This is a genomic window from Bacillus proteolyticus (genome assembly GCF_001884065.1).
Classification (GTDB): Bacteria; Bacillota; Bacilli; order Bacillales; family Bacillaceae_G; genus Bacillus_A; species Bacillus_A proteolyticus.
In genome coordinates, this window is sequence record NZ_MACH01000153.1 from 47113 (window position 1) to 60853 (window position 13741).

The following is a 13741-nucleotide window of genomic DNA, read 5'->3' on the forward strand; positions in this document are numbered from 1 at the left end:
GAATATCAAGATGAAAGAAATAACAGCAAGAGAAGTAGAGGAAAGATTGTTACGAAATGAAGAGATGGATATAATCGATGTTCGTGAAATGGAAGAAGTGATGGAAGGGAAAATTCCAGGAGTGCCTCATATTAGGTTAGGCTTACTAGAGTTTCGAATGCATGAGTTGGATAAAAATAAAGAATATATTATCGTTTGTCGCTCAGGAGGAAGAAGTGCAAGAGCAGTTCAGTTTTTAGAGAGTTACGGTTTTCGAGCGATCAATATGGTAGGTGGTATGTTAGCTTGGGAAGGTAAAGTCGTATAGTACGAAGATAAACGATTTGAGCCTTTTTATAAACAATCAAATACCCCTATAGGTAATTGGAGGGAGAACAACATGGAACAACAGAAGAAAACGACAATTGTTTTATTTAGTGGAGATTATGATAAAGCGATGGCAGCTTATATTATTGCAAATGGTGCAGCGGCGTATGATCAAGAGGTGACTATTTTTCATACTTTTTGGGGATTAAATGCCTTAAGGAAAGATGAACATGTGGAAGTAAAGAAAACTCTCATAGAGAAAGTTTTTGGAAAAATGATGCCACGCGGTGTTGATAAAATGGGATTATCTAAAATGAATTTTGCTGGTATGGGACCAAAGATGATAAAAGGTATTATGAAAAAACATAACGCCATGCCTTTGCCGGATTTAATTGATTTGGCGAAAGAACAGGGTATTAAACTTGTAGCTTGTCAAATGACAGTAGATTTATTAGGGTTAAAAGAGGAAGAGATTATGGAAGGGGTAGAGTTTGCTGGGGTAGGAGCATATTTAGCAGATGCTTCGGATGGAAATGTAAATTTATTTATTTAAATTACCTTCTTTTTAGAAGGCGAGGGGTACAATATGAGTTTAACAGTACTACTATTTATTATTGGGTTTATAGGGTCATTTATATCAGGGATGGTTGGAATTGGCGGTGCAATCATTAATTATCCGATGATCTTATACATTCCAGTATTGCTAGGATTTACTGGCTATACGTCACATGAAGTGAGTGGTATTACAGCGATTCAAGTGTTCTTTGCAACTTTTGCAGGCGCGTGGGCGTACAGGAAAAGTAATGATATGGATAAAACTTTAGTTGTGTATATGGGAGCTAGTATATTAATAGGAAGCTTTGTAGGTAGCTTTAGCGCGAATTTATTAAATGAGCATGCTGTAAACATTGTTTACACATTACTAGCTACTATTGCGGCTATTATGATGTTTGTGCCGAAGAAAAATAATAGCAGAGCAGTTAATTATAATAAATGGTTAGCAAGTATGTTAGCGTTTATTGTAGGAAGTGTTTCCGGCATTATTGGGGCTGGTGGTGCATTTCTTTTAGTCCCGATTATGCTAGTTGTTTTAAAACTACCAATACGTACGACAATAGCAACATCTATCGCTATTACATTTATTTCCTCGGTAGGGATTACGACGGGGAAAGTGATTACTGGACAAATAGTTGTTATTCCAGCCCTTATCGTTGCGATAGCAAGTTTATTTGCCGCTCCTCTTGGGGTGAGAGTAGGGAAGAGAGTGAATCAAAAAGTTTTACAATATGTATTGTCTATTTTAATTGTAGGCACCGCCATAAAGATGTGGATCGATATGATATGAATAAAAAAGGATGGTGCTGCTTGCAGCCCATCCCTTTACTTATGCCCAAATAACTTTCATTAAGTTTTTATACTCGTCATTTGCTAACTTATATAGCATTCTCGTATGTTCAAAGACAAGTGCTGGATTAAAGTTTGGTTCTGAGAATGCAAGAGATGTTGAAATATCAATTGCATTTTGCTTATTTAGCGTGAATTTTGCAAATCGGTAAGATGTGTTTAATTCATTGATGACGTGTAAAATGTCATTTGTTGAATCAGGTACGTGAGCAACATTGAAGCAGTATATATCCACAGTAGGATTTTCGTTGTCGAAAGCAGCGATAAGTTGAATTTTTGCGCCAGCTTCAGTTTCTAGTCCTACTGAGAAATGTACAGAACCATCATTTTCATCTATATTTTCTTCCATATATATATCGTTTGATTTTAAGTACTCTTTAAAATCTGAAATGTTATGTTTTACTGCAGCTTTCATGTGTGTGAGCCCCCTGATATTTGGAATAGATTACTATTATTTATTATAATTTAAAAATATTAAAAAAGATAGTTGGAAAGTTCTGATTTTTCATTTTAAAAGCATTAAAAAGAAGCAGTTCTCTACCTTCATAGAGCACTGCTTCACTTTATTCATTGTTATTAGACGATGTTTCTGTATCTTCACTGCTATTATCATTATGTTTATTGTTACTTGATTCATGTTTGTTTGTATCCTCAGAATCAGATTCTTTCGTTCTCTCTGAGTTTGTTTTTTTCGAATCGGATGTAGATTCTTTCGTTTTCTCTGAATTTGTTTTTTTCGAATCAGAATCAGAATCAGATTTTGTATATGCAGGTAGTCCAAGGTGACTACGAAGTTCGTTTGTAACATTAGCCAATTCTTTTTTATCTGGATTGTAGTAGTAAGTTCGGCCACCACCAGGAGATTTACTACATGTATCATCACCTTTTGCCATGTAACAATCTTCACCTTCAATTTGTAATTTCTCAATTGAAGAATCTGCTCCATATTTATAGAATGAAAGCATATCGTCGAATGTTAAGTTTGTAACGAATTGGCCGTTAATATCATCAATGATATTACCAACTTTTGTTACGGATCCAACGCTTGTTAGTTTCTTTAAAATGGCTTCGATAACGAGTTGCTGACGTTGACCACGCATCGCATCACTATCAATGTGCCTTGTTCTAGCTAGAGCAAGAGCCTCTTCGCCATTTAACTTTTGAACACCTTTTTGCAGGTGAATTGCCTCAGCATTATCGTTGCTATCTTGCTCAGTAAATTCAACTGGTACATCAACTTCAATACCGCCTAAGTCATCGACGATTTTTATAAATGATTTAAAGTTGAATTTTACAAAGTAATCGACAGGAACATTCATTAATTTTTCAACTGCATCAATGCTTGCTTGTGGTCCACCATCTTTTCCGTTTTTAGCAGAACCGAATGCATGAGCGTGTGTAATTTTATCTTTTTTCTTTTCTACTGGAATATAAGTATATGTGTCACGTGGAATACTTAATAGTTTAACAGTTTTGCTATCTTTATTAAAAGTTGCAAGTAATAGTGCATCCGTTCTTATAGCTTCACCGTATTCTTTCCCACGGACATCGCTTTCATCAACACCCATGATTAAGACAGATACATTGTTTGTAATAGGTTTTACAGCCTTATCACGTAAATCAGATTTATCACCGCGCGCTAAATCGTGTGCGGCATTTCGAATAGCAGAAGATGCTTTATTTGCTAAAAACCAAGTATAACCGCCGCCTACTATTAAAAAGAATAGAATAGCGCTTATAATAATTTTTGTTTTTTTCTTACCTTTTTTCGGGTTATTGCGTGTATTTTCTTGCAAAGATGGGTTTTGCTCCATTTCCTGTACTCCTTCATTTGGATTGAAATACGACACTCATATCCACTTATTATAATGAAATTTAGCGAAAAAAAACATTACAAATCATTTACATTTCGTAAAAATTCAATTTATTTATAAAAAGTCAGATTTCTATATTTTATTTTTGAGATGTAGAATAAGTATAAGTTGTTTTAGTAGAAATGAAAATATGTATTATGAGAAAGTGATAGAGAAGTAAGATTTGTTGAAATATAGCCAAGAAGATGTGATTAGCTGTATATATCTTTCTTATATAATAAAGAAAGATTTTACGGATGAAGGAGAGAGAGCATAATGAATCATACATCATTCCGAGCAATTGTCGTGAACGAAAAAGAAAATAATCAATTTGAAAGAAAGCTTGTTGAGAGAGAAGTAAGTAGTTTGCCTGAAGGAGATGTGCTAATACGGGTTCATTACTCTTCATTAAATTATAAAGATGCCCTTTCAGCTACTGGTAACAAAGGTGTAACGAGAACATACCCTCATACACCAGGCATCGATGCAGCGGGAGAGGTAGTTAGCAGTGAAAATAACGTCTTTCAGGAAGGCGACCAAGTTATTGTAACTGGATATGATTTAGGTATGAATACTTCTGGTGGTTTCGGAGAATATATTCGCGTGCCATCATCTTGGGTTGTTCCTTTACCAAAAGAAATGTCTTTGAAGGAGAGTATGATGTATGGGACAGCCGGTTTTACAGCTGCCTTATCGGTATATAAGCTCATTAGAGCGGGAATTACGCCTAGTATGGGAGATATTTTAGTAACTGGTGCTACTGGCGGAGTAGGTAGTGTAGCAGTTAGCATTTTAGCGAAGCTAGGATATAACGTAGTAGGATCAACTGGGAAAATGCAAGAGAAACAGATGCTACTACGTCTAGGAGCGAAAAAAGCTATTCATCGTGAAGAATTGAATGATAAGTCTGGGAAACCGATGTTGAAGAGTGTATACGCAGGTGTTATCGATACAGTCGGTGGGAACATGTTAGAAAGTTCTTTAAAGGTAGTTAAGTATGGAGGTTGTGTAACGACGTGTGGTAATGTAGCGGGGCAAGAGTTAAATACAACGGTATACCCATTCATATTACGAGGTATTAGCCTTTTAGGAATAGATTCAGTGCAATGTCCAGTAGACATGAGAAGAGAAGTGTGGGCATTGTTAGCGACCGATTGGAAAAACTTAGAGCTATTATCTTATACAGAAGAATGTACATTAGAAGAATTAGATGAGAAGTTTGCACTTATACTGCAAGGAAAGTTAAAAGGAAGAACGATTGTAAATATGAAATAAAAAAGAGACGCTTATTTGAGCGTCTCTTTTCCCCTTATAATGATTGTTTTAAATTGATTTTTCCTTGTTCACCTAAAACACCATCAGCGATATTTACAGCGTGATCACCGATACGCTCTAAGTTACTTACCATATCAACGAAGATGATACTTGCATCACCTGAACAGCTACGTTCGTTCAGACGTAATACGTGACGTTTACGAAGAACACGTTCCATTTGGTCAATTTTACGTTCTTTTGCAATAACAGTTTGAGCTAGTTCAGTGTCAAAGTTTGTTAAAGCATTGATTGCATCTTGTAATGTTGAAATTGTTAATTCAAGCATTTCATTTAATTCAGCTAGTGCTTCATCTGATAGTGAAACGCGGTTTGAAATTTGGAAATCTACAAGTTCTACCAGGTTTTCTACATGATCACCGACACGTTCAATATCTCCAACAACACCTGCTAAAACTGAATGTTTTTCAGAGTCTGTAGGTGAAAGTGGTTTTTCTGATAGTAAAACTAAATACTCGGTAATTTTTTTATCTAAATTGTTAATAGCTCCTTCTAATTGAGTAGCCATGTTAGCGTGTTTTTTATCTTGTGTATTTAAAAATTGGTTTGCTTCTTTTAATCCATGTAATGAGAACTCAGCCATGCGCACAATTTCTTTTTGCACTTCTGTTAGTGCGATAGCAGGAGATTGTTCAATAAAGATGGGATTTAAATGTTGCGGTTTGAAATCAATAGCAGAATCTTCGCCACGAATAAGTTTTGTTACAATCCATGCTAATACAGCGATGAATGGGAATTGAATAATTGCATTTGTTATGTTAAATGTTCCGTGGGCAAATGCGATCGTCATTTCTGGATTTAAGTTTAATGATGTTTGGAAATATTGAATTAAATTTGTAAATGGTACTAATAAAATCGTAAAGATAATTGTACCGACGATATTAAAGATAACGTGAACTAATGCTGCACGTCTTGCTGCAATAGAAGTACCAATTGCTGCTAATACAGCTGTAATTGTTGTACCGATGTTATCACCAAATAATACAGGAAGAGCAGCTTTTAAATCGATTGCACCCTGACCGAATAGTTCTTGCAAAATACCGATTGTTGCACTTGAACTTTGTACAACTAAAGTGAAGACTGTACCAACAATGACTCCTAAAATTGGGTTATCACTCATGCTAACCGTTAATTCTTGGAATGATTCTAAAGAGCGAAGAGGCTTCATACCTGCACTCATTAATTCTAAACCGAAGAATAACATACCAAAACCGAATATAACTTGACCTAAAGAATGTACTTTTTTATTTTTAAAGAAGAATAGTAAGATAGCCCCAATTGCCATAATTGGAAGAGCGTATTCTCCGATTTTAATCCCGATAATAAATGCGGTAACTGTCGTTCCAATGTTTGCACCCATAATAACACCAATTGCTTGTCTTAATGTCATAAATCCGGCACTTACAAGTCCGACTGTTAAAGCGGTTGTTCCTGAACTTGATTGGATTAATACAGTAACTAACATACCTGCTAGTACACCCATAAGTGGGTTTGTTGTAAAGCGATCTAGAATATCGCGAAGACGATCTCCAGCTGCTTGTTGCAGTCCATCGCCCATGTATTTAATCCCGAATAAGAAAATACCTAATCCACCAATGAACTGGAAGATCATATCTTGAATATTATATTCCACGCATTCCACTCCTTAAATTTCATGTACGATGTAATTATTAACTAAACCTTGAGACACTGTAAACGGTTTATCAGTAAAATTTACACTAAATTTACAAAGGGGCGAAAAGTTTACAATTCTTTAAAGAAACAGGTGGATTTAATTGGTTTTTCGGCTGATACATCTGATTGATTTGTAAAGAAGTCACATTTATCACACTATTTGTGGATAGTAAAAATAGGAGAGGTAAACTATCCAAATTGGATGCGCTAAGTAAAGTTTCCCCTTATTTATAATAATGGTTCTTTGCATATTTTTTGATTAAAGATAGAAAAATATGTAGGGAAATGGGGAGGTTTGAAATGAATGTATAATGAAAGTGAAAAAAGATTGAATTACTTACAACAATAAAAAAGAGCAATTCGCATATGAATTTGCCCTGTTCTTCTTTTATTAGGAGTGGTCGTTATGTTTCACGTTTATGACGACATTTCCCTTCTTGTGTCCTTCTTCAACATATATGTGGGCTTCAACAATTTCCTCAAAAGTATATTGTCTATCAATGACCACTTTCATCTTATTGTTCTCTACAAGTTCTTTAAGAAACTCTAGTGCTTCGGAAGTTTCAGGTGCGTTTTGACTTAATATTAGTTTCTTGCGACTTGTCAATTTCGTCCATAGCATTTGAGCACTCGGTAACGGTTCGACTATATTTATATAAGTACCATCTTCTTTTAAGATTTTAATACAATCTGAAAAGGAGCTCTTATTTACTGCTTCAAAGATAACATCATAAGTTTCGTCTGTAGTTGAAAATTTTTTTGCGGTGTAATCAATTACTTCGTCAGCTCCTAGAGATTTGACTAACTCTAAATTGGTGCTACTGCATACTCCAGTAACTGTTGCGCCGAAATATTTAGAGATTTGTACTGCATAACTTCCGACACTTCCAGAAGCTCCGCAAATAAGAATGTTTTGACCACTTTGAATGTTAGCTTTCCTAAGGAAGAACAAGGCTGTACGTGCTCCAATTGGGATGGATGCAGCTTCTTCATAGGATATATTGGAGGGCTTCATGCATACTGCTCCATCTTCGGGTAGACAAATATATTCAGCATAAGAACCGAAATTGACTTGGGTAGCTGCGAAAATTTGGTCTCCTTTTTTAAATCGTGTGACGTCTTTTCCTACCGATTCAACTTCACCAGCCAATTCCATTCCTAATATTTGTTTTTTCGGTTGCTTAAAGCCAAGTGCGATTCGAGCGGGTAGCCAAACAGAAGAGGGAACTGTAAAACTTCGTGAGCGAATATCTCCTGCTGTTACGGTTGTCGCTTTTATTTTTACAAGGATTTCGTTTTCTTTAGGACTAGGTTTTTCTACCTCGGTTAGTTGAAGAACGTCCGGGGGACCGTATTTTGTGTAAACTACTGCTTTCATCAACATTTCCTCCAATTCGTTCTATATATTAATATCATACGAACAACATGAATAAATAGAACAGCGGTTCACCTTTCAATACAATACAAAAAGCAGTGTGATTTTTCTTAGGAATCCACTGCTTTTTGCATTTGTGTATATATAATTTTTTTAGTCCAAGTACTTTGAAAAAGAATCAGTTAACATTACCCGGCGGCTTTTTCGTTTGTTTTATCTCCCTGTTTTTGTTTCCGTAAGCTTGTGATGTAAATGAAAAGGAATGCGATGAGTAATAGGGAAGAATAACGATATACAGTTGCATAGTTTGTAAAGTGTGCAATGAACCCAAAAATAATCGCTCCAGCACCAATTCCAAGATCAAATGCTGAGAAGAATGTTGCTGTTGCTACTCCTCGTCGGTGTGGTGCTACTCGGTCAATCATCCACGCTTGTAGTGCTGGTTGAATTGCTCCGAAACCACTTCCGTAACACGCTGCGGCAATAATTAAGCTCGGAATTGTAGTTGTATACGACAGCAAAATAATGCCTGTAAACGTAATAATAACTCCTGGAATGATGACGAATGTATGGCCTTTCGTGTCATATAATTTTCCTGAAAACGGGCGAGTTACAGCGATTGCAAGTGCATTAAATAAAAAGAAAAGGCTAATATCAGCAATCCCGACTTCCGTAGCAAATAATGTGATAAAGCTCCCAATTCCCCCGTACATTAATGTAATACATAATATTAATAATGAAGGAAGTAAAGCTTTGCGCTCAATAAATCCATCGAGAAAGGTACCGGATATTTGCTGTGGTGGTTGCGGCGATTTTTTGATTTGAAGTAGTTTCGTTAATATTAATGAAACTATTGTGCATGAAAGTGCACATAAAAAAAGAATTGTGAAGTTATATGTTTGCATAAGCCAAAGTCCGATAAGCGGACCGAGCGCCATGGCAATAGTTCCAGAAAGACCGAAATAACCCATGCCTTCACCGCGTCGAGCTTGCGGAATTAAGTCTGAAACGACAGTTCCATATGTAGTCGTTGTAATACCAAAGCCAGCTCCGTGTAAAATACGAACGGCAAGCAATAGGAAAACGGTTGAAGCGAAAAGATAACTGCCCATAGCGAGTAAACAAATCGCGGTACCGATCATTAAAATGATTTTTTTGTTGAATTTTTGCAAGGCATTTCCAGTCAGCGGTCTAATAAAAAGTGCTGCAACGGTAAACATACCGACAACGAATCCGATATTTGAACTTGTGCCCCCAATTTCTTTCACATAAACAGGTAAAGTTGGAATTAACATTTGAAATCCTAAAAACATACATAAGTTTGCTAGAATTAGCGCAATAAACTCTTTCGTCCATAACGGTTCTCGTTTTACGAGTATTGCCTCTCCCATATATTCATCCCCTATATAAAAGTTTTCCCGCTATTTGCGGGCAGTAAAACTCCCACCTCAAAATCCGGCTGGAGCAAAGAAGTTAGGTTGGAGTGGGGCTGCCCGTAAACGCCCGATTGGTGAAGGCTAATAATCAGTGGGGGATGAACAAAACCCCCACTGATTAAAGTTTCACTTTATCTCTGTTCTTTCGAGTATATGTATTGGTCAACATAACAGTCAAGGAAGGTGTCTTGAAAACGGATAACAATTTTCGAGGTGAAAAACTGACAAATTTGTGTAAAAGCTACACAATTATGAAAAAAAGATGTAAAGTATAGATGTATAGACTAGTAGTTATGAATGATAGAAATTGTTTTTTCTTTAAAGAAAGCGGATTCAAATTGTAGTGGAAGAGAAGGGGATACATACTTTTTCGCTACATATATTTGAAAAGGTTTACAATATGATGAAGAAAGAGGCGTGTACATATGAGACGATTAGGTATTTCTATTTATCCAGAACATTCGACAGTAGAGAAAGATAAGGAGTATGTAACACTAGCAAGTAAATACGGATTTACACGTGTATTCACATGTTTATTATCTGTAGATGGCGAAAAAGAGAAAATTATAGAAGAGTTTAAGGAAACGATCTCTCATGCAAATGCATTAGGGTTCCAAGTATTAGTTGATATTAGTCCAGCTGTGTTTGAACAACTAGGTATTTCGTATAATGATTTATCGTTCTTCCATGAACTAGGTGCTTATGGTATTCGTTTAGATGTTGGGTTCTCAGGTTTAGAAGAATCAATTATGACGTACAATCCATATGGCTTAAAAATTGAGATTAATATGAGTAACGGTACGAAGTATGTAGATAACATTATGAGTCATAGACCAAATCGTGAAAATTTAATTGGCTGTCATAATTTCTATCCACACCGTTATTCAGGATTATCATACGATCATTTCATTAAATGCTCGAAACAATTTAAAGATTACGGTATGAGAACCGCTGCTTTTATTTCATCATTCGATGCAACATATGGGCCTTGGCCAGTAACGGAAGGCTTATGTACGTTAGAGCAGCACCGTGAATTACCGATGACAACACAGGCGAAGCATCTATTTGCGACAGAATTAATTGATGATGTTATTATTGCGAACGCTTATGCTTCAGAAGAAGAATTACAAGCACTAGGTGCATTAAATAAAGAGAAACAAACATTTGATATAGGACTATATGATACAACAACAGAATTAGAAAGAATTATTGTGTTAGACGAACCACATTTTTATCGCGGAGATGTATCTGAATATATGATTCGCTCTACACAAAGTCGTGTGAAATATAAAAAAGAAGAGTTCAAACCGCATAATACGCGCGAAATTAAGCGCGGTGATCTTTTAATTGATAATGAACAGTATGGTCAATATAAAGGTGAATTACAAATTGCTTTAAAAGATATGATGAATACAGGAAAAACAAATGTAGTTGGCCGAATTGTAGAGGAAGAAATTTTCTTATTAGATTATTTACAAGCATGGGATAAATTTGGATTTACACTAAAGAAATAATGAGAGCGGGATAAAGTGAAGCTTTAATCAGTGGGAATGTAGTTCATCCCCACTGATTATTAGCATTCACTAATCGGGATAAAAGGGAAAAAACTACTGATTTCAGTGGCTTTTTCCCTTTTATATAAAGAGCGAGAGGAAGAGCTATGACAAAAGTGCATCAGCGATTAATTTCTATTTTAGAGGAGTTTTTAGAAGAGAAATCGATGTTAAATCGAGCTTTTTTAGCGAGCCGTTTACATGTATCCACGAAGACGATTCAAAAGGATATAAAATTATTAAATGATATATTGGAAGAACATGGAGCGAAAATTGAATCCCAAAGGGGAAATGGGTACGAACTAGAAGTTATACAAGCGAAGAAATTTGAAGAGTTTTGCGTAAATGTATTTCAAAAACAGACAGAAAAGATTCCCACTTCTTATGAAGAAAGAGTAGCGTACATTTTACAACGCATTTTAACGACAGAGGGATATGTGAAGCTTTCACAGTTAGCAGAAGAGATTTATGTGAGTAAATCAACTGTAAATTTAATTATGAAAGATGTTACGGATATTTGTAGTCGCTATGAGTTACAAATTGAAAAAAGACCATATTATGGTATGCGTATTGTGGGAGAGGAATTTAATATTCGTTCTTGTTTATCACAATATGGTTTACCACGTTATGACCATACCCCGTTTCATGAGCAATTTGAGCAGACTGATACATATTTATCGTTACCTCATATTTCTCTCATCCGCTCAGTTATACTAAAGTATATCGAGGGAGGAACGATATATTTATCAGATATAGAAATTGATAATTTATCAATTCATATTGCAATTGCGTTAAAGAGATGTAGGGATAGTCATTACATTCAAGCACTGCATGTGGAGGAATCTGAACTTATAATAAAGAAAGAATATAAAATTGCGAAACAGATTTTAGGGAATTTAGAGGAAGAGCTGGAATTTCAATTTCCAGAAGAAGAAGTTTTATATGTGACGATGCATTTATTAAGTACAGCTGTTACAGCGAGAAATCACTATGAAAATGTAGAAGAGTTAGTAGGAAAAGATGTATATGCATTCATGCAACATATTCTTTTCAAGGTGGCAGAAGAACGGAATCTTACTTTTTATTATGATGAGGAATTATTATTTGGGTTTGGTGTTCATTTAAAAACATTATTAAACCGTTTGAAATATAAATTAAATACGAGAAATCCTCTTTTGGCAGAAGTGAAAAAGAATTATCCATATGCCTTTGAAATTGCGGTTCTCGTTGGAGACATAATTGGTGAATATACGGGTGAGTCGATTCCGGAAAGTGAAATTGGTTATATTGCTATTCACTTCGGTGGAGCGATGAGTCGTTTACAAGAAAAGAATCAAAAGAAAAGATGCTTATTAGTTTGTGCAACTGGCCAAGGGAGTGCACAGCTATTGAAATATAAAATTCTATCACAGTTCCGAGATAAATTAGAGATTGTAGGGATTACAGGCTATTATCAATTGAAGGTAGAAGAACTTTACAAAGATAAAATAGATTGTATTATTAGTACGATTCATATACCGAGTGGTTTGCCTGTGCCAGTTATAAAAGTGAATTCAATATTTGATGATAAAGAGATTAAATCGATTGGTCAGCAGTTATTTACGCATGTGAATACTAGTGTGCAGCAATATATTAAGGAAGATTTGATCTTCTTAAATCGTAGTACCTCCACAAAAGAAGAGGTTATTCAGTTTTTATGTGAGAAAGCTGCTTTGAAAGGTTATGTACCTGCAAACTTTTATGATTCTGTTATGGAAAGAGAGAATACATCTCCGACAGCGGTTGGAAATTTAGTTGCGATTCCGCATCCGATGCAGTTATTAAGTGAGAAAACATTTTTGATGTTTTGTACACTTGATAAAGCGGTGGACTGGGGAGATAAGAAAGTACAAGTTATTATTTTATTTAGTGTAAAGCGTAATAATAATGAAGATTTACAAAAGCTTTATGATTTTTTATACGACATTATGTCTAGTCAAAATACGATAGAGAAATTAACTCAGGCTGAAGTAATTGCAGAATTCCAAGAGATATTATTATCTTTATAAGAAAAGTATATAAAAACTTCCGTTACACAACGGAAGTTTTTTATGTTTAATTGTATGCGTTTTCATAATAAGATAAAAATATAGAAAAAACATAGCTTGGGGGAATTTTAAATGACTGATATGCAAACTCCATTTGCGTTAATTTTACATGGTGGCAACGCGAGAAGCGCGGCGCTTGAAGCAATTGCTTTTGCAAGACAAGGAGATTTTGAGAATGCGAGTGAAAAAATGACACTTGCTAGTGAAGAAATTACAGCGGCCCATCGTATTCAAACAGACTTAATTCAAGAAGAAGCGAGAGGAAATCATGCAGAAATCAGTTTACTGTTAGTGCATGCACAAGATCATTTAATGAATGCAATTACAGTGAAGGAACTTGCTGAGGAATTTATTACTCTTCATAAACGAGTGGAAGAGAAAGTGACAGTGTAATATGTACATTTTATTATGTTGCGCGGCAGGTATGTCAACGAGTATGGTTGTAAGAAAAATGCAAGAAGAGGCAAAGAAACAAGGGAAGGACTATAAAATTAAAGCAGTCGATTCAGAACTTGTGAAACTGGAAATAAAAAATGCTGATGTTGTTTTAATCGGACCACAAGTGAAGTATTTGTTTCCAGCAGTAGAGTTTCTTGCGAAGTCATACGATATACCGGTTGCAATTATAGAACAACGAGATTATGGCATGTGTGATGGTTTGAAAGTACTTAAGCAAGCAGAACAATTAGTTTTAGCGTAATTATATTTTTTTAAATATAAA

At 35.4% G+C, this 13741-nt stretch carries 13 protein-coding genes; 8 read left to right on the forward strand and 5 right to left on the reverse strand.

Annotated features, from left to right (window positions below):
* Positions 1-10 precede the first annotated feature (10 nt).
* The 3 genes from BAQ49_RS27060 to BAQ49_RS27070 all read left to right on the forward strand — a co-directional run bounded on the left by BAQ49_RS27060 (position 11) and on the right by BAQ49_RS27070 (position 1651).
* Positions 11-307: a rhodanese-like domain-containing protein gene (locus tag BAQ49_RS27060; protein WP_071747802.1), complete on the forward strand. Its 297-nt coding sequence runs from the start codon at positions 11-13 to the stop codon at positions 305-307.
* Positions 308-379: 72 nt separating this feature from the next.
* Entirely contained in the window at positions 380-859 is a 480-nt protein-coding gene (locus BAQ49_RS27065; RefSeq protein WP_071747803.1) for a DsrE/DsrF/DrsH-like family protein, read from the forward strand.
* Between the two features lie 33 nt (positions 860-892).
* The gene (locus tag BAQ49_RS27070; protein WP_071747804.1) at positions 893-1651 is read left to right on the forward strand and encodes a sulfite exporter TauE/SafE family protein; all 759 of its coding nucleotides are present in this window, start codon (positions 893-895) and stop codon (positions 1649-1651) included.
* Between the two features lie 39 nt (positions 1652-1690).
* Here BAQ49_RS27070 and BAQ49_RS27075 read toward each other — a convergent pair whose 3' ends face one another.
* Together BAQ49_RS27075 and BAQ49_RS27080 are read right to left on the reverse strand one after the other, a co-directional pair.
* Positions 1691-2125 carry a YbjN domain-containing protein gene (locus BAQ49_RS27075; RefSeq protein WP_071747805.1) on the reverse strand — a complete coding sequence of 145 codons (435 nt, stop codon included), beginning with the start codon at positions 2123-2125 and terminating at the stop codon, positions 1691-1693.
* A gap of 148 nt (positions 2126-2273) precedes the next feature.
* Positions 2274-3560, reverse strand: coding sequence for an LCP family protein (locus BAQ49_RS27080; RefSeq protein ID WP_116733512.1), 1287 nt, complete (start codon positions 3558-3560; stop codon positions 2274-2276).
* 279 nt (positions 3561-3839) lie between these two features.
* On the opposite strand from BAQ49_RS27080, the gene BAQ49_RS27085 reads away from it, so the two are divergent.
* Complete coding sequence (locus tag BAQ49_RS27085) at positions 3840-4838, forward strand: YhdH/YhfP family quinone oxidoreductase (RefSeq protein WP_071747807.1); 999 nt, start codon at positions 3840-3842, stop codon at positions 4836-4838.
* A gap of 34 nt (positions 4839-4872) precedes the next feature.
* Here the strand turns inward: BAQ49_RS27085 and BAQ49_RS27090 are convergent, their stop codons facing one another.
* The 3 genes from BAQ49_RS27090 to BAQ49_RS27100 form a co-directional block, all read right to left on the reverse strand.
* Positions 4873-6528 (reverse strand): Na/Pi cotransporter family protein, encoded by a 1656-nt coding sequence (locus BAQ49_RS27090; protein ID WP_071747808.1) that lies wholly within the window; start codon positions 6526-6528, stop codon positions 4873-4875.
* A gap of 432 nt (positions 6529-6960) precedes the next feature.
* A complete protein-coding gene (locus BAQ49_RS27095) occupies positions 6961-7947 on the reverse strand; it encodes an NAD(P)-dependent alcohol dehydrogenase (protein WP_071747809.1) in 987 nt (328 codons plus the stop codon).
* 185 nt (positions 7948-8132) lie between these two features.
* Positions 8133-9335 carry an MFS transporter gene (locus BAQ49_RS27100; protein ID WP_071747810.1) on the reverse strand — a complete coding sequence of 401 codons (1203 nt, stop codon included), beginning with the start codon at positions 9333-9335 and terminating at the stop codon, positions 8133-8135.
* Between the two features lie 470 nt (positions 9336-9805).
* On the opposite strand from BAQ49_RS27100, the gene BAQ49_RS27105 reads away from it, so the two are divergent.
* The 4 genes from BAQ49_RS27105 (at position 9806) to BAQ49_RS27120 (ending at position 13720) form a co-directional block, all read left to right on the forward strand.
* On the forward strand, positions 9806-10894 hold the full coding sequence (locus BAQ49_RS27105) for a DUF871 domain-containing protein (RefSeq protein ID WP_071747811.1): 1089 nt from the start codon (positions 9806-9808) through the stop codon (positions 10892-10894).
* A gap of 146 nt (positions 10895-11040) precedes the next feature.
* The gene (locus BAQ49_RS27110) at positions 11041-12981 is read left to right on the forward strand and encodes a BglG family transcription antiterminator (protein ID WP_071747812.1); all 1941 of its coding nucleotides are present in this window, start codon (positions 11041-11043) and stop codon (positions 12979-12981) included.
* Between the two features lie 111 nt (positions 12982-13092).
* Positions 13093-13413, forward strand: a complete 321-nt coding sequence (locus tag BAQ49_RS27115) for a PTS lactose/cellobiose transporter subunit IIA (protein WP_071747813.1) — start codon at positions 13093-13095, stop codon at positions 13411-13413.
* A gap of 1 nt (position 13414) precedes the next feature.
* Positions 13415-13720 (forward strand): PTS sugar transporter subunit IIB, encoded by a 306-nt coding sequence (locus BAQ49_RS27120; protein WP_002087440.1) that lies wholly within the window; start codon positions 13415-13417, stop codon positions 13718-13720.
* The last annotated feature ends 21 nt before the right edge of the window (positions 13721-13741 follow it).

Excerpts from the sequence above, each read along its gene's own strand:
- BAQ49_RS27060 (WP_071747802.1), top strand. The coding sequence starts at position 11 with ATGAAAGAAATAACAGCAAGAGAAGTAGAGGAAAGATTGTTACGAAAT.
- BAQ49_RS27065 (WP_071747803.1), top strand. The coding sequence starts at position 380 with ATGGAACAACAGAAGAAAACGACAATTGTTTTATTTAGTGGAGATTAT.
- BAQ49_RS27070 (WP_071747804.1), top strand. The coding sequence starts at position 893 with ATGAGTTTAACAGTACTACTATTTATTATTGGGTTTATAGGGTCATTT.
- BAQ49_RS27075 (WP_071747805.1), bottom strand. The coding sequence starts at position 2,125 with ATGAAAGCTGCAGTAAAACATAACATTTCAGATTTTAAAGAGTACTTA.
- BAQ49_RS27085 (WP_071747807.1), top strand. The coding sequence starts at position 3,840 with ATGAATCATACATCATTCCGAGCAATTGTCGTGAACGAAAAAGAAAAT.
- BAQ49_RS27095 (WP_071747809.1), bottom strand. The coding sequence starts at position 7,947 with ATGAAAGCAGTAGTTTACACAAAATACGGTCCCCCGGACGTTCTTCAA.
- BAQ49_RS27100 (WP_071747810.1), bottom strand. The coding sequence starts at position 9,335 with ATGGGAGAGGCAATACTCGTAAAACGAGAACCGTTATGGACGAAAGAG.
- BAQ49_RS27105 (WP_071747811.1), top strand. The coding sequence starts at position 9,806 with ATGAGACGATTAGGTATTTCTATTTATCCAGAACATTCGACAGTAGAG.
- BAQ49_RS27110 (WP_071747812.1), top strand. The coding sequence starts at position 11,041 with ATGACAAAAGTGCATCAGCGATTAATTTCTATTTTAGAGGAGTTTTTA.
- BAQ49_RS27115 (WP_071747813.1), top strand. The coding sequence starts at position 13,093 with ATGACTGATATGCAAACTCCATTTGCGTTAATTTTACATGGTGGCAAC.
- BAQ49_RS27120 (WP_002087440.1), top strand. The coding sequence starts at position 13,415 with ATGTACATTTTATTATGTTGCGCGGCAGGTATGTCAACGAGTATGGTT.